Source organism: Methylobacterium terricola (genome assembly GCF_006151805.1).
Taxonomy (GTDB): Bacteria; Pseudomonadota; Alphaproteobacteria; order Rhizobiales; family Beijerinckiaceae; genus Methylobacterium; species Methylobacterium terricola.
This window is the reverse complement of record NZ_VDDA01000026.1, coordinates 37,817-58,927: the sequence shown is the minus strand read 5'-3', so window position 1 is coordinate 58,927 and position 21,111 is coordinate 37,817. Positions and strand designations below refer to the sequence as shown.

Sequence of the window (21,111 nt, the reverse complement as noted above, 5' to 3'; positions counted from 1 at the left end):
CATGTCGGCGGCGGAACCGATCGTCTTGCCGTTCGTGAAGATGTTGCGCTCGAGCGCCGAGATGAAGCCGAGACCGACCATGTTGTAGCGCGGCAGCAGGTCGAGCATCTCGCGACCGATCGGCCCCTGCAGGACACCGTTGGCCTGGTCCACGCCACGTTGACGATGCCGAGATGCACCGGGTCGATCCCGTAGCTCTGCGCCACGGGCGCGAGGATCGGGCCGAGGATGAGGATCGTGGCCAGCGCCTCCATGAAGGTGCCGACGACGAACAGCAGGACGTTGACGAGGCGCAGGAAGCCGACCGGTCCGCTCGTCACCTGCCCGATCAGCACGCCAAGATATTGCGGGATCTGGTTGACCGTGAGCACGTAACCGAACAAAGCCGTGAAGGCGACGATCAGCATCACCATGCCGGTCATCACGGCGGACTCGTTCGGGATCCGCACCACGTCGCGCAGCGTGATCGCCCGGTAGACGAAGCGGCTGACGAGGAAGCCGTAGACGACGGCGCCCACCGAGGCCTCGGTCGCCGTGAACACGCCCGAGTAGATGCCGCCGAGGATGATCACCGGCATCACGATGGCGAAGGCCGCCTCCCGGGTGACCCTGACGAGGTTGCGCGCCCAGGCGCTGAGGGGCACGCGCTGGGTGGCATCGAAATCCTGGAGCCGCGCCATCGCGCAGATCGTCAGGATGAGGCTCAGCGCGATCAGGATCCCCGGCAGGATGCCGGCGATGAAGAGGCTGCCGATCGAGACGTTGACGACAAGGCCGTAGTTCACCACCGCGCGCGATCTGGTGCGTCGGGTCGGGGCAGACAGCGCCGTCGCCGTCGACGGCAACGCCTACTCGGTGCCCTGGCGGCTGATCGGCGAGGCGGTGCGCGTCACCGTGATCGCGGCCAGGGTTGCGCGTCCACCATGGCGGACAGGAGGTCGCGGTCGTGTCCCTTGGAGTGGTGTAGCTGAGCGATAGCGGGAGATCCCGCTTGCGCGCCCTCGATAGCGCTGTAGCAGGCGGGATCTCTCGCGGGGGTGGCCATCGGCGGCGACGGGTCAGGATCGGGGTGTGAGCCACCAACCCCGAACCCGGGAGCCCCCCGATGACCGATGCCATGATGAGCCTGCGGGCGCTGGCTCAGAAGAGCGCTGAGACGGGTCGGGTGTCATCCGGCTTCGCCGGACGGAAAGCAGGGTGAAGAGCCGTGTGCATTGAAAGGTGTCTGCACCGTTCGGGGAGAGGGGAGCCGGCAGACTCGGGTCGTCGAGCTTGATCGAGATGTAGTCCCGCCGCTACTTCCATCGCTTGGCCCATCCGGCGCCTGGCGAATGGGGAGAGACCGACCCTGGCTCGGGACGTGCGAGACAGGAACGCGCCTCTACCAAGTCGCGATCCTTGGTAACAAGGCGCTTGCCGGCAAGCGGTCACCTTGTTACCAATCTCGATGGTTTGGTAACAAGGTCGTCGTTCGTTGCGTGCGCTTTCCCACCTCGATCAGATCGCCTTCGCGGACCTGTGCTCGAAGGCCTTCGACGCCCAGTTCGATCGGCGTTTTCCTGCGAACGGCAATTTTGTCAGGCAGAAGCGCGGCAACAAGGAGTATTTCTACTATAAGGGATACGAGCGGGCGGCCGATGGCGCGCCCGGCAAGCACAAACTCACATATGTCGGACCTGTCGACGACTCCGAAACGCAGCGGCGCGTCGAGAATTTCGGTCGCAACAAGGATCTCTACCGGACCCGGCGCGAACTGGCCGGCAAGCTTCGCCACACCGGCCTGCCGGCACCGTCCCCGATCGAGGGCAGGATCCTGGAGGCTTTCGCAAGCGTCGATGCCTGGAGCAGGGTCGTGCTCGTCGGCACCCTGGCCTACCAGAGCTACAGTGGTCCCCTGGCCGCGCTGCTGGGCGAGGCCGAGTACCGGACGCAGGACGCGGGCTTCGCGGAGTTCTTCGTCCCCGCCGCCCGGGACATGATCGACCTCCCGGCACTGCTGCAGACAGTCGATCCGACCTTCGAGCCAGTATTTCATCCGGCAGAGGCTTCGGTGCCGGTCGGGTTCCGCAACCGGATGGGCTACAAGGTCGAGTTGCTGGTTCCCTCCAAGGGCGGGGCGAGCCCGGTCTACCCGTCCCGCGTCATGGCGAAGATGGGGGCCCAGGCCCTCAAGTACCTGGAGTTCCTGGTCAAGGATCCGGTCCGGTCGGTCGCCCTCTACGATGCCGGGATCCCCGTCATGGTCCCCGCGCCGGAGCGCTTCGCCGTCCACAAGCTCATCGTAGCCTGCCTGCGCGCGAGCCACGACCAGGCCAAGGTCGCCAAGGATATCGCCCAGTGCGGCGCGATCATCGATGCCAAGCGGCTCGCCGGCATGACGATCGACCTCGGCCTGGCCTGGACGGATGCGCATGGCCGCGGGCCGAAATGGCGCAGGTTCCTTGCCCTCGGCGCCGCACGGCTCTCCGACGACCGGAGGGCAACCCTGGAGGAGGGCATTCGCAAGCTGGCGCAGGTCGAGGGCAAGGATCCGGCTTCCCTGATCCCCTGGCTTGAGCGTTCCGGCGGGTGACGCGACCGACCGTTCGGCCGATCCGATCCGGCCGTTCACCGTGGTGGAACAGCCTCCGCTCCACGTAGACCTAGGACAAGGTCCAATCGCTCCGAGCGGCACGACGAGGGGCGGCACTCGTCGGCGTGCTCTTCTGACCCTCTGTTTGAGGGAGCGTGCTCAGTATCGGCCTTTGGGCTCGCGACCCAGCGCCATCTCGCCATAAATCGCGCCGACCGTATTCCGGTGGAGGCTGATGTGGCGGCCAACAGCGGGCGCGTCACCCCGCGCCCACTGCACCAGGTTCGAGACGGCAAGCCCGTCGCGGCAGGTCGAGGCGTTGGAGCGCCTCCATGGCCCGGATCGCCGGGGAGACGGCGAAGACATGCCTGTGCCGCTTGGTGATGCGGTCCTCGACCATGATATCCCGGCTCGCCTCCGCGGTGGCCTCGCGCAGCATCGGCGGCCTCCTCACGCGTGTCCGGGCGGGAGGGACAGCCAGAGCTGGACGTCCACGCTCGTCCACGGCACGACGCCGGTCATCAAGATCAAGTTTGCGGTCCGCGATTGCGGGGACTGCTCGCTGCGGCCGCACTGCACACGCGCGAAGTCGGCACGCCGGGCGATCACGATCCGTCCCGAAGCTCGACACGAGGCGTTGCGGGTCAGGCGGGAGCGGGAGAAGACCGCCGACTTCGCAGCCGAGTACGCCCGGCGAGCCGGCATCGAGGGCACGATCGCGCAAGGCGTGCGGTCATCTCGGCTCCGACGGACGCCCTACTTCGGACACGCAAAGACGCACCTTGCTGATTTGATGACGGCAGCGGCGATGAACTTGGTGCGGCTACTGCGTTGGCACGCGGACGAACCGAAGGCGCGAACTCGGAACTCATCCTTTTCACGGCTGCACTCGCTTGCAGCTTGACTGTGCCGTGCTGAATTTGCCACCAATATCGCTTAGCGTGGATGGCGGTGGACTGCCTCGGGCCGGTGATAAGCTGACCCAGCCTCCCCATCGTGGATGGCATGAACATTCCCTTCGCCATCTCCGAGTGCCGGGTCGCGCGGTTCGTCGAGCGACACGAGGATCACCTCGTCATCCCGATGCGGCTGGACGCGGCTGATGGTCGATGCCCCGACTGCGGTCGTGCCAGCTGGTCCGTCCATAGCCGCTACCACCGCCAACCCGTCGACCTGCCGGTATCGACATCGCAGACCAGGCTCCGCATCGAGGGACGGCGGTTCTACTGCCTCAACCCGACCTGCCGACGCCGGACCTTCGCCGAGGCGCCCCTGAGCCTCCGCGCGCCGGGCGCACGCGGCGGCTTGGCGAGGCGCAGGCCAGGGTCGACATCGCCTGCGGCGGTGCAGGCGGGCGCGCGTCTCTTTGCGCACCTCCATACGCCAGCAAGCCGCGCGGCTGTGCTGCGGCTCGTCACCCGCCTGCCGATGCCCGACGCGCTCGCTCCCATCCGGGTCGGGATCGACGACTGGGCGATCCGGAAGGGCTGCCGATACGGCACGATCGTCGTCGATCTCGACCGTCACCGCGTCGTCGACCTCCTCTCGGATCACACCGCACCCACGGTGGCCGGCTGGCTCGAACGGCAATCCGGCGTCGCACTCGTCGCCCGTGATCGCTCGACCGAGTATGCTCGAGGTGCAAGCCTTGGCGCTCCCCAGGCGCAGCAGGTCGCCGATCGATGGCATCTGCTCACCACCATGCGGCAGGCCGTCGAACGCGGGCTTCATGGGGCTCATGCCCGGCTGCGCATCCTTCCACCTCTCCCTGGCTCTGCCGTTCGTCCCACCCGGCGCGACCATGCCATCGCCCGCAGCACGCCGGAGCTGGAGGCGGGTGCACAGAGCCGGATACGATGGCAGGCCCTCCATGACGGCCCGAGCCCTGAGGCTCAGGGCCCGCCAATCGACTTTGTTCGATCCGCCGAGGGGGAGGCTCTCGGCGAAGGCGACGCGCCGCGGCACTTTGTAGGCGGCGAGGTGCAGGCGGCAGAACGCGACGATGCTTGCTGGATCCGCGGCGCCGCCGTCCTTGAGCACGAGGTAGGCCTGGACGGTCCCTCCCCGGTACGGATCGGGCGCGCCCACCACGCAGGCCAGCCGCACGGCAGGATGCGGTGCAACACCTCCTCGACCTCGCTCGGCCACACCTTGAAGCCACTGGCGTTGATCATGCGCTTCAGCCGATCGACGACGTAGAAGTAGCCGTCGGCGTCGCGCCGCCCAAGGTCGCCGGTGCGCAGGAACCGGCGCCCCGCCACGATGGCAAAGCCCTCTGCGTCAGCCTGCGGATTCGAGAAGTAGCGGACGATGACCTGTGGCCCCGCCACCATGATCTCGCCGACCTCGCCATCGGCACGCCGATGCTGCCGGCGCGCGGCTGGTCGAGCGGATTGAGGTGGGTCGGCGACATGTTCTCGCTCAGGCCGTCGCCTTCGATGTAGGTGAGGCCGAACCGCGTCGCGAGTTCGGCGGCCACCAGCCCCGGCATCGCCGAGCCGCCGCCGGTGACCACCCGCAACCGCGAAGGCCGCCGGATCGACATCCGGCCGGGCGAGAAGATCGATGACCATGGTCGGCGGCGCGTTCCAGAACGTCACCCCGGCCCAGGCGAACAGCCGGAGGGCCGCGGCCGCGTCCCATCGCGTCATGACCAGCAGGGCCACACCGGCCGCCAACCCGGCATGCATCGAGCCCTGCATCCCGGCGACGTGGAACAGAGGCTGCACCGCCGTGACCACGCTGCCGCTGTCGAGGCGATACCAGCGCGCCTGCGCCTCGGCGGTATGGATCACCGCCGCATGTCCGTGTGGGCAGCCCTTCGGGCGACCGGTGATGCCGGAGGTGTAGGGCATCACCCCGCCCTCCCTGACCTCGTCATCGCCGTCGCCCCGCGCCCCCTCCCCGGCAATCGCCGCCGCGAAGGCGATGATCCGGGCCGATGCCGGGACCATCGCGGGCTCGGCCAGGACCGGCGGCAGCGGTCCCAGGGGCAGAGCCGGGAGTGCGTCGGCGTAGACGGCGGCGATGAGCGTCAGGTCAGCCGGGAAGCGGTCGATCGGCTCGGCCCCGACGATCGCCAGGCGGGCGCCGCTATCCTCCAGGATCGCTGCCACCTCGGCCGCCCGGTACATCGGGTTGAGCGGCACCACCACCGCCACTGCCACCAGCACCGCCTGGCAGGCGATGACGAGGTGGGGGCTGTTCTGCAGCGCTATCGCCACCCGATCGCCCGGCCGGATCCCCGCGGCCGTCGTCAGGTGGCGGGCGAGAGCGGCGGTGCGCCACCACATCTCGGCGTAGGACAGGACCGCGCCGTAGAACAGCAGGGCCGGCGCCTCGCCCTGCGTCGCCGCATGGTGGCGCAGATAATGCTCCATCCGCGCGAAGCGGGCGGCGCGCGGCTCCACGGACTTAGTCATCGGACGCTCCGACGATGGGCGACCCTGGACCGCCCGGGCTGAATTACCGTAAATCGGAATAAATTTGCAAATTACAAAAATATGTGACATAGACCGCCCGTCCTGCTGCCGGAGGGAGGCCCGGATGCCGCCCGTTGCCGATGCCCTGCTGTGCGAGGCGATCCGCACGCCGCGTGGCCGAGGCCGCGCCGGAGGCGCCCTCGCGACGGTCAAGCCCGTGCGGCTCCTCGCCGACCTGATGCAGGCGCTGCACCGGCGCACCGGCCTCGGCCCGGCGGCGATCGAAGACGTGGTCATCGGCTGCGTCTCGCCGGTCGGCGAGCAGGACGGGCCGATCGGCCGGACCGCCGCCCTGCTCAACGACTGGGACTCTGCTCCGCCCGGACTGCAGATCGACCGGTTCTGCGCCTCGGGCCTGGAGGCGATTCACCTCGCTGCCCAGAAGGTGCGCTCCGGCTGGGAAGAGGTCGTCCTGGCCGGGGGCGTCGAGACGATGTCGCGGGTGCCGATATTTTCGAATGGCGGCGCCTGGCAATTCGATCCTCGAACCTCGGCGGCGCTCGACTACGTGCCGCAGGGAATCAGCGCCGATCTGATCGCGACCCTCGGCGGCTTCTCCCGCGCCGACCTCGACCGCTACGCGGCCCGCTCCCACCGCCTGGCGGCGCAGGCCTGGGACGAGGGCCGGTTCGCGCGCTCCGTCGTGCCCGTGACCGATGCGTTAGGGTCGGTCCTGCTCGCGCGCGACGAGGCGATACGGGCCGGCACGACGCCTGAGTCCCTCGCTGCCCTCGCGCCGGTCTTCGCCGAGGCGGGTCGGAGCGGCTTCGATGCCGTCGCCTTGCGCCCGCTACGGCGACCGCGTCGCCGCGATCGAGCACAGGCACACCGCGGGCATTTCCTCGGCCATCGTCGACGGAGCGGTCTCGCCCTTGTGGCGAGCCCGCGCGCCGCGGCGGCCCACGGCCTGACGCCGTGGGCTCGCATCATTTCCGTTGCCACGATCGCCTGCGAGCCGACGATCATGCTGACCGGGCCGGCGCTCGCGGCCCGCAAGGCGCTCGCCCGGGCGGGTCTCCCCCTCGGGGCGATCGGCCTGTTCGAGGTCAACGAGACCTTCGCGTCGGTCGTCCTCCACTTCCTAGCCGAGACTGGGGTGGATCCGGACCGGGTGAACGTCAACGGCGCCGCCATCGCGATGGGCCATCCCCTCGGCGCCACGCTGGTCGGCACGCTGGTCGACGAGATGGATCGGCGGGGGAGCGCTACGACCTGGCGACGCTCTGCATCGGCGCCGGCATGGCCTCCGCCGCCATCCTCGAGCGGATCGCCGCGTGATGCGCTACCTGCAGTCCCACCGGCGTCCCGACGGCCTCCTCGTCGTGACGCTGGACAATCCCGAGAGTCGCGCCAACCGCACGAGCGCGCTGTTCAAGGCCGAGCTGGACGCGGTCCTCACCGGCATCGAGTCCGCCGACCCGGCAGAACGCCCGCCCGCTCGGCCGACATCCCGGTCGCCGCCCCACCGCGGGTCACCGCCATCGCGGGTGCCGGGACGATGGGGGCTGCCATCGCCTACGCCTTCGCTCTTAAGGGGGCTTCGGTCTTGCTGGCCGATGTCGACCGGACGGCGGCGGAGCAGGGCGTGGCGGCCGTCGCGGAGATCGGGGCCAGCGCGGTCCGGCGCGGCGCGCCGGCGCCCGGCGACCTGCCGGCGCTGCTGGGACGGATCGCGCCGGTCGACGGCCTCGACCCGCTCGCACCCGCCGACATCGCCGTCGAGGCGATGGGCGAGGCGGCCGCGCTCAAGCGCGACGTCCTCGGCCGTCTCGAGGCGATGCTGCGGCCGGAGGCGCTCCTCGCCACCAGCACCGCGGCGCTCTCCATCGACGGCCTCGCCGACGGGCTCGCCGCCCCGTCGCGCCTCGTCGGCCTGCATATCGCCTCGCCGGTCGAGCTGTGGGGCATCGTCGAGATCGTGCGCGGGCGGCGCAGCGCCGCGGCGGCCCTCGCCCGGGCGCACGACGACGCCGGCTTCCTCGGCAAGGGCGCGATCCAGGTCCGGGACCGGCACGGCTTCTTCGCCGGCCGGGTCCTCCGGGCGTTCGTCAACGAGGCCGCCGCGATGGTCGGCGAGGGCGTCGCGCCGGCGCTGGTGGAGAACGCCGCCCTCCAGGCCGGCTATCTGGCCGCGCCTCTCGCCCTCATCGACGACGCCTCCCTGTCGCTTGCGGCCGAGGGCATCGCCGGGGCGCGGGGAGCCACCCGGGGACCATCCGGGCGAAGGCGTGATCCTGGAGCTGCTGGCCGAGGGCCGGGCCGGACGGCGCGCCGGCGCCGGCTTCTACGACCATGACGACGACGCCAGGCGGCTGTGGCCCGACCTGTCCCGCTACCGGCGGGCGTCGGACCTGACCCTGGCCGGGGCCGGGGAGCGGTTCCTGTTCGCCCAGATCGCCGAGGTTCTGCGCGCCGTCCGCGACCTCGCCGCCCGGCACGGACCGCGCGTCGCCTGGCCGGTGGCGGGTGCGACCCGCCTCGCGGCCCTGCTCGTCCCCCTGCGCCGGCCTGCGCCGGCCTGCGGCCGGACCGGCCGCCTGACGCCCTTCCCGAATCTGCAAGGCAAGGAGCTGCCCGCATGAAACGTCTGCTGATGACCGGCCTCAATGCCGGCGACGAGGCCCCGGTCGCGGTGATCGGCGGCGACGGCTCGTACTTCCACCTCGACGACGGCCGGAAGGTTCTCGACGGCAGCAATTCCGGCGGCGCCCTCGGCCACCGCCACCCGGACATCGTCGCGGCGATCCACCGGGCGGCCGACTATCCGGCGTGCAGCGAGGGCTGGTTCTGGAAGGAGCGCGAGGCGGCGGCCGAGGCGCTGGTCGAGCTCGCCTTCGCGGGCGAGCACGACTGGGTCGGCGCCGTGCGCTTCGGCCTGTCGGGCTCGGAGGTCAACGACCTCGCCCTGTCGCTCGCCCAGGCGGCCACCGGCCGCGGCGCCATCGCGACCCGGGAGCGCGCCTATCACGGCCTCACCGGCCTGTCCCGCGACGTGACGGTGCAGCCCCACTGGCACGGCGGCCTGTCGCACCGGGACGGGCGCGTCAGCCTCTGCTCCGCCTCCGCTCCGGTGCGGGTGCTGTCGGCGCCCCTGGCCTCGGCCTATGGCGAGCGCGTGCCGCTCCTGGCGCAGCAGGGCGAGGACGCGATGGCGGCCATGCTCGGCGACGTCTCGGGCGTGATCGTCGATTACAGCCAGGGCGGCATCTACCACGACGGCGCCTACCAGGATCAGGTCGCCCGGGCGGCCCGGCGCGCCGGCGCGCTGTGGATCGCCGACGAGGTCGTGACCGGGGCCGGGCGGTCCGGGCGCTGGTTCGCGTTCCAGGGCGGCGAGAGCCGGCCCGACATGGTGACGATGGGCAAGTCGCTGGCCGGCGGCGGGGCGCCGATCGGCGCCGTGATCCTGTCGCGCGCCATGGTCGAGCGCCTCGACGGCGCGGCCTGGCAGGCCTACAGCACCTTCCGCGGCCATCCCATCGCCATGGCCTGCGTGCTGGCCACCCTCGAGGTGATCCGGCGCGACGGCCTGCTGGAGCGCGTCGCCTCCCTCGAGCCGATGATGCGCCGCAACCTCGTGGCGATCGCGGCCGCCCACCCCTCCGTCGCCCGGGTCGACGGCCGCGGCCTGCACTGGACCATCGAGCTGCACGGCCCGCACTGGCGGGACTGGACCGCCGCCTCGGCTGGGACGCCGGTCGCATCGCTCGTCGCGGCGGCGGCCCTCGCGGAGGACGTCGTGATCGGGACGAGCGGCGAGGAGACCTCGCTCTTCCTCGCCCCCTCGCTGCTGATGAGCGAGGCCGATCTCGACAGGCTCCTCGGCGCCCTCGACCGCGCCCTCGCGGTGGCCGACCGGCACCACGCGCGCCACGCCGCCTGACCCTCGAACCCGACGAAGGACGACGACGATGAACGAGGAATCCGCGGTCCGCGCCGCCGTACAGGCCTATTTCGATGCGCTCTACGACGGCGACGTCGAGGGCTTCCGGCGAGTGTTCCATCCCGCCTGCCGGCTCTACACCGTCGGGGAGGACGGGGCGGTCACGACGATCGACCACGAGCCGTACCTCGCCCGGGTCGCCGGCCGGCCCTCGCCGGCCTCGCGCGGCGATGCCCGCGACGACGAGATCCTGGCCCTGACGGTGACCGGCCCGGGAATGGCCCATGCGCGGGTCCGCGACTGCTACCTGCCGCGGCGCTTCGTGAACGAGCTGACCCTGCTGAAGGTCGAGGGCATCTGGCGCATCGTCGCGAAGGTCTACTGGACCCTGGCGTGACGCGGAGCGGGCCCGGCGCGGGCCGAACCGCCTCGGTTGACAGCCCACGCGGCCTGCCCCTAAGCAGGCTCGCGTCGGCGGGCCGGCGCTTCGTCCGCTTAGGTTTCTGATGTGGCGCAGGGTTTTATCGCAGTACTGGTGACCGCTGTCGCGAACCTACTCAGATCTGCCGACCGAACGGCGACTCCGGAAGGCTTTTGATGACGAGCGACGCCGACGACTCGCCGCTCGGCCGGTCCTTCCGAATCCTCGAACTGCTCGCCGCCTCCCCCGAGGGCCTGAGCCTCACCGAGATCGCGACGGGCAGCGGCCTCGTGGTGGCGACCGCCCACCGCCAGCTCGGCACGCTGCTCGGCCTCGGATTGGTGCGCAAGGTCAATGCCCGCTCGTTCGGGCTCGGCGAGCGGGTGTGGCGCCTCGCCCACCTGATGAGCGACGGCGCCGATGTGGTGACGGTGGCCGAACCGGTGCTGAAAGCGCTGGTGGAACGCTTCGGCGAAACAGCATTCCTGGCCAAGCTCACCGGCGACCAGGTCGAGCTGATCGCGACGAGCCATCCGGACGATTTCGGCAAGGCCTACGCCCAGCCCGGCCGCGGCATGCCGCTCCATGCCGCCGCGTCCGGCAAGATCTTGCTCTCCCTCCAGGATGACGCCTTCATCGACGCGTACCTGAAGGCCCCGCGCCGGGCCTTCACGGCGGCGACCAAGGTCGAGGAGCACGCGATCCGGGCCGACCTCGCGGAGGCCCGGGAGCGGCGGATCGCCGTCTGCAACAACGAGTTCGACCCTGGCATCCTGAGCTATGCCGCGCCGGTGCAGGACGACCGCACCGGGCTCGCCTACGCGGTCGCGATCTTCGGCCTCGCCGAGCGCTTCGCGCAGGTCGACCGCGCGACGGTCGAGGCTGCCCTCACCGAGGCCGCCCGCTCGCTCGCTCAGGCCCTGCGCGGCGCCCGGTAGGGCCAGGCCTCTCCGCCGATACACCACCGGCACCCGAGAGCGAGGTCGCGACCGCTGTCGCGACGGATCGCCCGCGGACCCGCGCGCCGGCTTCGATCCCGCGGATATTTTTTCCGGTTCCCGAGAATCCTCTCGGTGCCCCCACCGCCGCACGATCCCCCATCCTGGCATAGAACTTGAACAAGACCAGGTGCTTGGGTCCAGTCCAGGCTCTTCGGCCGCGCGCCAAGTCCCGCCAAGCCGGCCTTGACACCGCCGCGCCTCCTCGAGATATTCGAAAAACGAGATTATTTTCAGTTTTTCGAGATTTGCATGGGCTGGCGGCTGGGCATCGATATCGGCGGGACGTTCACCGACGTCATCGCCGTCGCCGAGGACGGCGTCACGCGCCGCTCCGGCAAGGCGCCGAGCCGCCCGGCCGAGCCGGTCCGGGCGATCATCGACGCCATCGCGGCGGTATCCCTGACCTGGCCGGAGGTCGACGAGATCGTCCACGGCACGACGATCGTCACCAACGACATCGTCGAGGAGCGCTTCCGCCCAGCCGCCCTGGTGGCGACGCGGGGCTTCTCCGACACGATCGAGATCGGCCGCGGCTCGCGCCGCCATCTCTATCGCCTCGACCTGCCGCCGAAGGCCGAACCGCTGATCCCGGCCTCCGGCCGGTTCGAGGTCCGCGAACGCGTCGGCCCTGACGGCCGGGTGATCGAGCCCCTGACCGAAGCCGAGATCGAGCGGGTGGTGGACGAGATCCTGGCCGCCGGCCTCGACACCGTCGCGGTCTGCCTGATCCACGCCTACGCCAATCCCGAGCACGAGGTCCGGCTCGGGAAGCGCCTGCGCGAGGCGATCCCGTTCGTGAGCCTCAGCCACGAGATCAGCCCGGAGGCGCGGGAATTCGAGCGCATGAGCACGACGGCGCTCAACGCGATGATGATGGCGCGGATCACCCGGCACCTCGCCCTGATCGCCGAGCGCCGGCCGGAGGCGAGCCGGCTGCACCTGATCCATTCTGCGAGCGGCATGGCGGCACCGGAGCTGATCGCCGAGCGGCCCTTGATGCTCGCCATGTCGGGCCCGGCCGCCGGGGTCTCGGCGAGCCGCTTCGCCACCGACCGCCTCGGCATCGACCACGCGCTCACCTTCGACATGGGCGGCACGACCACCGATGTCTGCCTGATCGTCGATGGCAAGGCCGAGATCGCCCTCAACCGCGAACTCGGCGGACGCCGCATCCGCCTGCCGATGGTGGCGGTGGATTCGGTCGGAGCCGGCGGCGGCTCGATCGCGCGGCTCTCCTCCGGCGCCCTGACGGTGGGGCCGCAGAGCGCCGGGGCGAGCCCGGGACCGGCCTGCTACGGCCGGGGCGGCGAGGCCGCCACGGTGGCGGATGCCGACCTGCTCCTCGGCTACCTCAATCCCGGCCGCACCCTCGGCAAGGCCGTGACCCTGTCGCCGGAGGCGGCGGAGGCGGCCATCGGCCGGCTCGCCGCCGAGATGGGCTTCGCCATCCCCGAGGCGGCGGTCGGCATCGTCCGGGTTGTCCACGCCAACATGGCCCGCGCCCTGCGTCGCGCCACGGTCGAGCGCGGGGTCGACATCCGCGACTTTGCGCTGATCGCCTTCGGCGGTGCGGGTCCGATGCACGCCGCCGAGGTCGCCCGCCTGTGCGGCATCGGCCGCATCGTCGTGCCGGAATTCTCCTCCGGCTTCTCGGCCCTCGGCTGCGTCGATGCGCGGATGAGCTTCTCGCGCCAGATGACCGTCAACGTCCGCTCGACCGCCTGGGACCAGGCCCGGCTCGACGGGATGGTGGCGGCCCAGACGTCGGAGCTGGCGGGGGCCCTGGCTCGGGCTGGCTACCCGCCGGAACGGCTCGCCACCAGCCACGTGGCGGGCATCCGCTACAGCGGGCAGAGCTACGAGACGCCGATCACCGACCCCGCCCTCGGCGACCCGGCGGCCCTTGGCGCCCAGTTCGACGCCGCGCACCGGGCCCTCTACGGCTACGCCACCGGCGAACCCTGGGAGCTCGTCAACATCCGCACCGAGGTCGCCGCCCCCGGGAAGGCCGCGCCGGCCGGAGCCGCGCACGCGCCCTCCCCGGCGGAACCGGCGGCAGGCCCCCTCCAAGAGGGCGAGCGCCTCGTCACCTACGAGACCGGCGAGCGCCATCCGACGCCGGTCTACGCGCGGGGCTCCCTGCCGGCGGGCCTGCGCATCGCCGGGCCGGCGATCATCGAGGACGAGTGGTCGACGATCGTGGTGCCGCCGGGCGACGTGCTGTGGCGCGAGAACCGGGACGACCTCTTCATCGCCGTGAGGCTGCCCGCATGATCATCGATCCCGTCTCCCTCGAGGTGGCGCGCAACGCGCTCACCGCCATCGCCGAGGAAATGTCGATGGTGGTGATGCGGGCGGCCCGCTCGCCGCTCCTGCGCGAGGCCGGCGACCATTCCTCCGCCCTCACCGATGCGGCAGGATTCCTGATCGCCCAGGGCCAGGACGTGCCGGTCCATCTCGGCGTCCTGTCCTTCACGGTCCGGGAGTTCCTCGCCGTGGTCCGGCCCGCCGAGATGAGGCCGGGCGACGTCTGGATCGTCAACACGCCGGAGGTCGGCGGCAACCATCTCCCGGACGTCAAGCTGATCCGTCCGGTCTTCTCGGGGACGACCCTGTACGCCTTCGCGATCAGCCTCGCCCACTGGGCCGATATCGGGGGGGCGGCCCCCGGCAGCTACTACGCGGCGGCGGTGGACGCCTGGCAGGAGGGGTTGCGCATCCCCCCGGTTCGCCTCGTCGCCGGGGAGGCGATCGACGAGCGGGTGATGGCGTTCATCCTCGCCAACGTCCGCGGCCCGGAAGAGCGACGCGGCGACATCCTCGCCCAGATCGCCGCCACCACGGTCGCGGCGCGACGCCTCGCCGAGCTCGACCGCCGCTACGGCGCCCCCTTCCTCGTGGAGGCCTTCGAGGCGATCCACGCCCGCGCCGAGCGACAGATGCGCGCGGCGATCGCCGCTCTGCCGGATGGCGTCTATCGCGGCGAGGACTTCATGGACGATGACGGCCATGGCGGCCCGCCGCAGCCGATCCGGGTCACCGCCACCATCGCGGGCGACGAGATCACCTTCGACTTCTCGGACAGCGCCGACGCGGTGCCAGGACCGATCAACACCACGCCCTTCATCGCCGGGGCGGCGGCCTTCTACGTGATGAAGGCGCTGTTCGGCCCCGAGATCCAGCCCAGCGCCGGCTGCTACCGGCCGCTGCGGATCGTGACCCGGCCGGGGTCGATCCTCGACGGCGGGGCCACCGCCCCGGTCGTCGGCGGCAACCACGAGACCTGCCAGCGCGTCGCCGACGCGATCTTCCAGGCCTTCCGGCCGTTCGCAGTGGAGCGGATGAGCGCCGGAGGGCCGACTACCGCCGGGCTCCTCATCTTCGGTGCGCGCCGGGACGACGGGAGCTGGTCCACCTTCTACGAGGTGCATTGCGGCGGCGAGGGCGCGCGGGCCGATCGCGACGGCATGGCGGCGACGCGCGTCCACCTCGCCAACGTGATGAACACCCCCGCCGAGGTGATCGAGAGCGAGTACCCGATCACGGTCGAGTTCCAGCGGCTGCGCCGGGGCTCGGGCGGCCGCGGCCGCCATGCCGGCGGCGACGGCGTCTGTCGCGGCTACCGGGTGCAAGCCGACGGCGTCTCGCTCACCACGATGTTCGAGCGGGCGGTGGTGCCGCCCTACGGCCTCGAGGGCGGCGAGGACGGTGCGCCGTTCCGGGTCCGGCTTGAGCGGAGCTCGGGGGAGACGCTCGCGCTTGCCGGGAAAGCGAACATCGTCGTGGGCGCCGGCGACCTCGTGGTTGCCGAGAGCTGCGGCGGCGGCGGCTACGGCCGCTCCTCGGACTGACCCGGACCGTCCCGCCTCACTTGCTGGAGCCGCTACGCATGAACAGACGTGACCTCCTCGTCGCCGGCGGCGCCTCGCTCGCCACTCTCCGGCTCGGCGCCGGGCCGGCCCTCGCCCAGCAATCCGGCGTGATCCGCGTCCTGCTCGAGGATGCGCCCAACACGTTCGATCCGGCCGGGACCGGCTACAACACGCCGGCGGTGAACGTCACCTGGAACGTCTACGACCGCCTGGTGACCTTCGGCATCAAGCCGATCGAGGGCGAGGACGGTGCCTTCACGTACGATTACGACAGGATTGTCGGCTAGGCGGCGGAGGGCTACGAGGTCTCAGGCGACGGACGCCGCATCGTCTTCCACATGCGCCGGGGCGCGATCTTCCACGACGGAACGCCGGTCACGGCGCGCGACGCCAAGTGGTCTCTCGACCGCTGCATGAGCGTGCCGACCGCGAAGGCGCAACTCGCCTCGGGCTCCCTGCGCGACCCGGCACAGTTCTCGGTCATCGACGACATGACCCTGCAGGTCGAGACCGAGAAGGCCGACCGCTTCACGCTGCCCAACCTCGCTATCGTGTTCCCGGCGATCTTCAACTCGGCCCTGTGCCGCAAGCACGCAACCGAAGCGGATCCCTTCGCCCTGGACTGGCTGAAGGCGAACGTCGCTGGCGGCGGCCCGTTCCGGCTCGCCCGCTACGAGCCGGGCCAGCAGGTGATCCTCGACCGTTTCCCGCAATGGCTGAACGGCAAGGTCGCCGGCAAGGCCAGGATCCTGCTCCAAGTCGCCACGAACGCGTCGAGCCGCCGGGCGGCGGCCGAGCGCGGCGAGGCGGACATCGTCCGGGGCCTGTCGGGCCGCGACGTCGCCGATCTGCGGGCCTCCGGCAGGACCCGCATCGTCGGCGTCAACAATCCGGCGAGCGTCGCCTACGTGGCGATGAACACCCAGATGGCGCCGTTCGACGACCGGCGGGTGCGCCAAGCCGTCGCCTACGCGCTTCCGTACCGCCAGATGTTCGACTCGGCTCTGTACGGGCGCGGCAAGCCGCTGTTCGGCGGCGAGGCCGCCACCGTCTCGGCCAAGTGGCCGGTGCCGCTGCCCTACGACACCGACCTCGCGAAGGCGAAGGCGCTCCTCGCCGAGGCCGGCCATGCCGGCGGCTTCGAGACCGTGTTCTCGATCGATGCCGGGCAGGCGGCCCTGGCCGAGCCGGTCGCGGTCCTGCTCCAGGAATCGCTCGGCAAGGTCGGGATCCGGGTCGCGATCAGCAAGGTGCCGGGTGCCCAGATCGGCACACTCCAGGCCGAGAAGAAGCTCGCGATGTTCCTGGCGACAGGCAGTGCCTGGCTGAAGAGCCAGGACTATTTCTTTCGGATCTTCTACACCGGCAAGTCGCGCTGGAACTACGGCAACTTCGCCGACCCGGAGATGGAGGCGCTAACCATGGCGACGCGGTTCGAAACCGACCCGGCGACCTACGAGGCCAAGGTGCGCCGGATGGTCGAGATCGCCAAGGCGGAGGTGCCGATGGTGGCCCTGTGGTCGCCGTTCCTCGACGTGGCGGTCGGCAAGGGGCTCAGCGGCTACACCTACATGTTCCACAGTGCGCTCGAGCTGCGCCACCTCGTCAAGGCGTGAACCCGGCCGGTCTGGAGCCGGGCCCCGCGGAACGGAGGTGACTTCATGAAGGTCGTGGCATTTCGGCTCCTCGGCGCGCTCCCGATCCTCCTCGGCGTGGTGGTGGTGACCTTCGCGCTGGTGCGCGCCCTGCCTGGCGATCCGGCGATCTACTATGCCAGCTCGCCCAGCGCCGGCCCGGACGAGATCCGGGCGGTGCGCCAGCAGCTCGGTCTCGATCGCGGCTGGCTCGAGCAATTCCTGATCTACCTGCACGCCCTCGCCCACGGCCAGCTCGGGCAGTCGCTGCTCACCGGCCAGCCGGTGCTGGAGGATTTCCGCCGGCTCCTGCCAGCGACGATCGAGCTCGCCGCCCTCGGCTTCGCGATGGGCGTCGGCGTCGCCCTGCCCCTCGGCGTCCTGGCGGCTTTCCACCGCGGCGGCGCCCTCGACCAGGCCTGCCGCGCCGTGTCCTCGACCACGGCGGCGATGCCGGGCTTCTTCTTCGGCCTGCTGCTGATCTACCTCCTCTACTACCTGGCGGGAATCGCCCCGGAACCGATCGGCCGCCTGCCGGGCTCCGACATCCCGCCGACCCGGGTCACCGGCCTGATGACCGTTGACGCCCTGATCGAGGGCGATCCCGGCCTCGCCTGGCGCGCCTTCTGCAAGATGCTGCTGCCGGCGGCCTCGATGGCGATCTTCGCGGTGGCCCCGCTCCTGCGCATGATGCGGGGAGCGATGATCGACGCTCTCGACAGCGACTACGTGATGACGGCCCGCGCCTTCGGGCTGACACGGGCGCGCATCCTGATCTCCTACGCCCTGCCGAACGCGATGCTGCCGGTCCTCGCCACCATGGGCATGGTGCTGTCGACCATGCTGGGGGCGAACGTGATGATCGAGAAGCTGTTCGCCTGGCCGGGCATCGGCGCCTACGCGATCAACGCGCTGCTCGGGGTCGACTACGCGCCAGTTCAGGCCTTCGTGCTCATCGTGGCGGTGATGTTCGTGATCCTGACCCTGGTCATCGACCTTCTGACCGCGGCGATCGATCCGCGCGTCGACGTGAACGGGTGAGCGGCCCGTGACCTCTCCCGCCTCCATCCCCGCCGCTCCCGCCCGGATCCCCGTCCTCGCCGTCCTCGCCCGGCAGGGCCGAGGCACGGCTTTCGCCCTCGCGGTCGTCGTCCTGCTGCTGGTCCTCGCGGCGATCGGCCCGTGGATCGCGCCCTATCCCCCGCTCGCCACCAGCCCGCTGGTCCTGGCGCCGCCCTCCCTCGCCCACCCGTTCGGCACCGACCATGTCGGGCGGGACATCTTCAGCCGGGTGATCGTCGCGACGCGGCTCGACATCGCCATCGCGGTCTCGGCGGTGGCGCTCGCGGCCGCCGCCGGCACCGCCCTCGGCGCGGTCAGCGGCTATGCGGGCGGCCTCGGCGACCGGGTACTGAGCCGCCTCATCGACGTCATGATGGCGTTCCTGCTGTTCATCGCTGCCATGGCCCTCGTGGCGGTGTTCGGCAACTCGGTGAAGAGCGTCGTGCTCGCCACCGCGATCATCAACGTGCCGTTCTACTTCCGCCTGGCCCGGGCCGAGGTCGCGGCCCGGCGCGGGATCGGCTACGTCGAGGCGGCGGTGATCAACGGCGCCGCGCCGCTTTCGGTGATCTTCGTCTTCCTCCTGCCGAACTGCCTGCCGCCGGTGATCGTCCAGATCTCCCTCAATCTCGGCTGGGCGGTGCTCAACACCTCGGGCCTCGCCTTCATCGGCCTCGGCGTCGCACCGCCGACTCCCGAATGGGGCGTGATGATCCAGGAGGGGGCGGGCCTGATGCTGTCGGGGGAGTGGTGGGTGGTCACCTTCCCGGGACTCGCCCTGGTGCTCTCGGTGTTCTGCTTCAGCGTGATCGGCGATGCGGTGCGTGACCTCGTCGATCCCCGGAGACGCCGCTGATGGACCCGCTGCTCCAGATCGAGGACCTGGCCGTCCGTTTCGACGCGGAGGACGGGCCGGTGCGCGTCCTCGACGGGCTGTCGCTGAGCCTCGGGCGCGGCGAGTGCCTCGCTCTGGTGGGCGAGAGCGGATCGGGCAAGAGCATGACCGGCCTGTCGGTGATGCGGCTCCTGCCGCCGCAGGCCCGGATCGCCGCCGGGTCGGTCCGGCTCGACGGCAGCGACCTGCTGCGCGCCGACGAGCGGGCGATGCGGCGGATCCGCGGCCGGCGGGTCGCCATGATCTTCCAGAACGCCAAGGCCGGCCTCAACCCGATCCGCCGCGTCGGGGACACCCTGTGCGACATCCTGATCGCCCATGACGGCGGCCGCCTGACCCGTCGGGCGGCGCGAGGCCGCATCGCGGCGCTGCTCGGCCAGATCGGCATCACCGACCCGGAGCGGCGCCTCGAGGCCTATCCGTCGCAGCTCTCGGGCGGTCTGTGCCAGCGGATCATGATCGCGGCGGCCTTCGCTTGCTCGCCCGAGCTGATCATTGCCGACGAGCCGACGAGCGCCCTCGACGTGACAACGCAGAAGCTGGTCATGGATCTGCTGATGGCTGCCTGCCGCGAACGGGGAGTGGCAGCCTTGTTCATCACCCACGACCTCGCCCTCGCAAGCCAGTATTGCGACCGGGTTTGCGTGATGCGCAAGGGCCGCGTCGTCGAGGAGGGCCCGGCCGGACGTCTGTTCACGGCCCCGGCGGCCGCCTACACGCGGATGCTGATCGATGCCCTGCCCGCCGGCAAGGGCACGGCGCAGGAATGGCGGGCGGCGATCCGGAGCCATGCGGGGATGTCGTCGTGACGGTGGGCCCCGTCCGGCGCGTGGAGGCCGCCGCGGAGGCGCCGCCCCGGCGCAAGCTCCTCGAGATCGGAGCGGTGACCAAGGTCTACGGCCCGCCAGGCACCGGGCTGCGCGCGGTCGACGGGGTGAGCTTCCACCTGCGCGAGGGCGAGATCCTGGGCCTCGTCGGCGAATCGGGCAGCGGCAAGTCCACCCTCGCCCGCATCATCGCCCGACTGATCCCCCAGACCTCGGGCAGCGTGGTGTTCGAAGACCAGGACATCAGCGGCCTGTCGGGCCGGCATTTCGCTCGCACCGGGCAGCGCCGATGCATCCAGATGGTGTTCCAAGACCCCCTGGCGAGCCTCAACCCGCGCTTCACGGCCTTCCGGTCGATCGCCGATCCGGTACGGCGCCTCGGGACGCCGGCCGAGCGGGCCGCGCTCCCGGAGCTGGTGCGGGAGGCCGCGCACCGGGCCGGGCTGCCGGAGTCATTGCTGGCGAGCATGCCCCACCAGCTCTCCGGCGGCCAGCGCGCCCGGGTCGACATCGCCCGGGCGATCGTGCTGCGACCGAAGCTGCTCATCCTCGACGAGCCGACCTCGGCACTCGATGCGTCGTTGCAGGCCCACGTCGTCGAGACGCTCCTGTCCCTGCGCGACGCGAGCGAGATGAGCTACATCTTCGTCACCCACGACCTGAGCCTCGTGCGGCTCATCGCCGATCGGCTGATCGTCATGCATCGCGGCCAACTGGTCGAGACCGGAACTGCGGGGGAGATCTTCCGCCAGCCGCAGCATGACTATACGCGTCGCCTCATCGCAGCCATCCCAACCCTCGGAGGGACGAAGACCTGAGCCGGCGCGACGGATCTCCGCTCGGTGAAGGATGTCAATGGGCACCGAAGTCTGGTTGTCCAGCATTTCGAGTGATGCAGAGGCCCAGCTTGCCGGCAGTGGGATTGGACCAGGGTGATGACCGCCAAGATCCGCCGTAATGCCGAAACCCCTACTCCCCTTCATTCCACCCTCGTTGCACGTAGTCGCCGTCGCCTCTGATCCCCTGCGCGTGAGCGTGCTGACGGTGCCTTGCTCAACTGCGCCCCTCTGCACCAGCGTAAGCGCTCGGTGACGGAGTAACTTGTCAGGCAGCCTGGTCGACTCAGACCCCGTTTCATAAGGCTTGTGCGAGTCGTCTCACGAGGATCATGGCAGCGGCCAGCACGAAGAAGGCGAGTGCGGACGATCCGGTGGCTTCGTGATCGCGCGCCATTCTGCGGCAACGGCCGATCCAGCCCCGGGTGCTCTCGACCACCCAGCGTCTTGGCTGCATCGCAAAGCCTGTCTGCCCGTCCTCGGGCTCAACGATCTCGACGGTGATGGTGGTGGCTGTGCCGACCCGCCCTCCCCGGTAGGCGCGATCGGCAAAGCAGTGCGCGAGGAACGGCCAGAGTTGTGATCAGGGTCTAAACCCATTCAAGGTATTTCGTTGACGAGTGAAC

At 70.6% G+C, this 21,111-nt stretch carries 16 protein-coding genes and 6 pseudogenes; 17 read left to right on the top strand and 5 right to left on the bottom strand.

Translation table 11 applies throughout. The features are described 5' to 3' along the window. Nucleotides 1–785 (bottom strand): TRAP transporter large permease subunit (locus tag FF100_RS30305; RefSeq protein ID WP_171070395.1); only part of this gene is annotated, 785 nt, incomplete at its 3' end. Nucleotides 786–801: 16 nt separating this feature from the next. On the opposite strand from FF100_RS30305, the gene FF100_RS38125 reads away from it, so the two are divergent. Together FF100_RS38125 and FF100_RS30295 are read left to right on the top strand one after the other, a co-directional pair. Beyond that, on the top strand, nt 802–978 hold the full coding sequence (locus tag FF100_RS38125) for a Mu transposase domain-containing protein (RefSeq protein ID WP_425463369.1): 177 nt from the start codon (nt 802–804) through the stop codon (nt 976–978). A 496-nt stretch (nt 979–1,474) separates the two neighbouring features. Then, nucleotides 1,475–2,572 carry a GSU2403 family nucleotidyltransferase fold protein gene (locus FF100_RS30295; RefSeq protein WP_139039682.1) on the top strand — a complete coding sequence of 366 codons (1,098 nt, stop codon included), beginning with the start codon at nt 1,475–1,477 and terminating at the stop codon, nt 2,570–2,572. A 259-nt stretch (nt 2,573–2,831) separates the two neighbouring features. Here the strand turns inward: FF100_RS30295 and FF100_RS37390 are convergent, their stop codons facing one another. Then, nucleotides 2,832–3,011: a hypothetical protein gene (locus FF100_RS37390; RefSeq protein ID WP_171070390.1), complete on the bottom strand. Its 180-nt coding sequence runs from the start codon at nt 3,009–3,011 to the stop codon at nt 2,832–2,834. Nucleotides 3,012–3,029: 18 nt separating this feature from the next. On the opposite strand from FF100_RS37390, the pseudogene FF100_RS30290 reads away from it, so the two are divergent. Together FF100_RS30290 and FF100_RS38715 are read left to right on the top strand one after the other, a co-directional pair. Beyond that, nucleotides 3,030–3,476, top strand: a pseudogene (locus tag FF100_RS30290) (transposase); the annotation flags it as partial. A 101-nt stretch (nt 3,477–3,577) separates the two neighbouring features. Beyond that, a pseudogene (locus FF100_RS38715) lies at nt 3,578–4,243 on the top strand (transposase family protein); the annotation flags it as partial. Between the two features lie 300 nt (nt 4,244–4,543). Here FF100_RS38715 and FF100_RS38710 read toward each other — a convergent pair. Both FF100_RS38710 and FF100_RS38705 read right to left on the bottom strand, forming a co-directional pair. Further along, nucleotides 4,544–4,660, bottom strand: a pseudogene (locus tag FF100_RS38710) (hypothetical protein); the annotation flags it as partial. A gap of 500 nt (nt 4,661–5,160) precedes the next feature. After that, nucleotides 5,161–5,952: pseudogene (locus FF100_RS38705) on the bottom strand (AMP-binding protein); the annotation flags it as partial. Nucleotides 5,953–6,118: 166 nt separating this feature from the next. Here FF100_RS38705 and FF100_RS38115 point away from each other — a divergent pair. From FF100_RS38115 to FF100_RS38105, 13 genes and pseudogenes are all read left to right on the top strand, one after another. Next, the gene (locus FF100_RS38115) at nt 6,119–8,350 is read left to right on the top strand and encodes an acetyl-CoA C-acyltransferase (protein ID WP_246102559.1); all 2,232 of its coding nucleotides are present in this window, start codon (nt 6,119–6,121) and stop codon (nt 8,348–8,350) included. Continuing rightward, a complete protein-coding gene (locus tag FF100_RS30265; protein WP_139039674.1) occupies nt 8,283–8,636 on the top strand; it encodes a hypothetical protein in 354 nt (117 codons plus the stop codon). Before FF100_RS38115 ends, FF100_RS30265 begins: the two co-directional genes overlap by 68 nt. After that, entirely contained in the window at nt 8,633–9,937 is a 1,305-nt protein-coding gene (locus FF100_RS30260; protein WP_139039672.1) for an aminotransferase class III-fold pyridoxal phosphate-dependent enzyme, read from the top strand. The genes FF100_RS30265 and FF100_RS30260 overlap by 4 nt, the downstream gene beginning before the upstream one ends. A 28-nt stretch (nt 9,938–9,965) precedes the next feature. After that, entirely contained in the window at nt 9,966–10,334 is a 369-nt protein-coding gene (locus FF100_RS30255) for a nuclear transport factor 2 family protein (protein WP_139039670.1), read from the top strand. A 200-nt stretch (nt 10,335–10,534) separates the two neighbouring features. Continuing rightward, nucleotides 10,535–11,296: an IclR family transcriptional regulator gene (locus FF100_RS30250; RefSeq protein WP_139039668.1), complete on the top strand. Its 762-nt coding sequence runs from the start codon at nt 10,535–10,537 to the stop codon at nt 11,294–11,296. A 312-nt stretch (nt 11,297–11,608) separates the two neighbouring features. Next, nucleotides 11,609–13,633 (top strand): hydantoinase/oxoprolinase family protein, encoded by a 2,025-nt coding sequence (locus FF100_RS30245; protein WP_139039666.1) that lies wholly within the window; start codon nt 11,609–11,611, stop codon nt 13,631–13,633. After that, nucleotides 13,630–15,210 (top strand): hydantoinase B/oxoprolinase family protein, encoded by a 1,581-nt coding sequence (locus FF100_RS30240; RefSeq protein ID WP_139039664.1) that lies wholly within the window; start codon nt 13,630–13,632, stop codon nt 15,208–15,210. The genes FF100_RS30245 and FF100_RS30240 overlap by 4 nt, the downstream gene beginning before the upstream one ends. 38 nt (nt 15,211–15,248) lie before the next feature. Then, nucleotides 15,249–15,518, top strand: a complete 270-nt coding sequence (locus FF100_RS30235; RefSeq protein WP_139039663.1) for a hypothetical protein — start codon at nt 15,249–15,251, stop codon at nt 15,516–15,518. A gap of 15 nt (nt 15,519–15,533) precedes the next feature. Continuing rightward, nucleotides 15,534–16,847: pseudogene (locus tag FF100_RS30230) on the top strand (ABC transporter substrate-binding protein); the annotation flags it as partial. 45 nt (nt 16,848–16,892) lie between these two features. After that, the gene (locus FF100_RS30225; RefSeq protein ID WP_139039658.1) at nt 16,893–17,906 is read left to right on the top strand and encodes an ABC transporter permease; all 1,014 of its coding nucleotides are present in this window, start codon (nt 16,893–16,895) and stop codon (nt 17,904–17,906) included. A 46-nt stretch (nt 17,907–17,952) separates the two neighbouring features. Continuing rightward, complete coding sequence (locus FF100_RS30220; protein WP_139039696.1) at nt 17,953–18,783, top strand: ABC transporter permease; 831 nt, start codon at nt 17,953–17,955, stop codon at nt 18,781–18,783. After that, nucleotides 18,783–19,631 carry an ATP-binding cassette domain-containing protein gene (locus FF100_RS38110; protein ID WP_246102553.1) on the top strand — a complete coding sequence of 283 codons (849 nt, stop codon included), beginning with the start codon at nt 18,783–18,785 and terminating at the stop codon, nt 19,629–19,631. The genes FF100_RS30220 and FF100_RS38110 overlap by 1 nt, the downstream gene beginning before the upstream one ends. Continuing rightward, complete coding sequence (locus FF100_RS38105; RefSeq protein WP_246102551.1) at nt 19,628–20,467, top strand: ABC transporter ATP-binding protein; 840 nt, start codon at nt 19,628–19,630, stop codon at nt 20,465–20,467. Before FF100_RS38110 ends, FF100_RS38105 begins: the two co-directional genes overlap by 4 nt. A gap of 316 nt (nt 20,468–20,783) precedes the next feature. On the opposite strand, the pseudogene FF100_RS30210 reads toward FF100_RS38105, so the two are convergent. Continuing rightward, nucleotides 20,784–21,065, bottom strand: a pseudogene (locus FF100_RS30210) (IS5/IS1182 family transposase); the annotation flags it as partial. Between the last annotated feature and the right edge of the window lie 46 nt (nt 21,066–21,111).

Coding starts and splice junctions, on each gene's coding strand:
- FF100_RS37390 (WP_171070390.1), bottom strand. CDS start 3,011: ATGCTGCGCGAGGCCACCGCGGAGGCGAGCCGGGATATCATGGTCGAG.
- FF100_RS38115 (WP_246102559.1), top strand. CDS start 6,119: ATGCCGCCCGTTGCCGATGCCCTGCTGTGCGAGGCGATCCGCACGCCG.
- FF100_RS30260 (WP_139039672.1), top strand. CDS start 8,633: ATGAAACGTCTGCTGATGACCGGCCTCAATGCCGGCGACGAGGCCCCG.
- FF100_RS30255 (WP_139039670.1), top strand. CDS start 9,966: ATGAACGAGGAATCCGCGGTCCGCGCCGCCGTACAGGCCTATTTCGAT.
- FF100_RS30250 (WP_139039668.1), top strand. CDS start 10,535: ATGACGAGCGACGCCGACGACTCGCCGCTCGGCCGGTCCTTCCGAATC.
- FF100_RS30245 (WP_139039666.1), top strand. CDS start 11,609: ATGGGCTGGCGGCTGGGCATCGATATCGGCGGGACGTTCACCGACGTC.
- FF100_RS30240 (WP_139039664.1), top strand. CDS start 13,630: ATGATCATCGATCCCGTCTCCCTCGAGGTGGCGCGCAACGCGCTCACC.
- FF100_RS30235 (WP_139039663.1), top strand. CDS start 15,249: ATGAACAGACGTGACCTCCTCGTCGCCGGCGGCGCCTCGCTCGCCACT.
- FF100_RS30225 (WP_139039658.1), top strand. CDS start 16,893: ATGAAGGTCGTGGCATTTCGGCTCCTCGGCGCGCTCCCGATCCTCCTC.
- FF100_RS38110 (WP_246102553.1), top strand. CDS start 18,783: ATGGACCCGCTGCTCCAGATCGAGGACCTGGCCGTCCGTTTCGACGCG.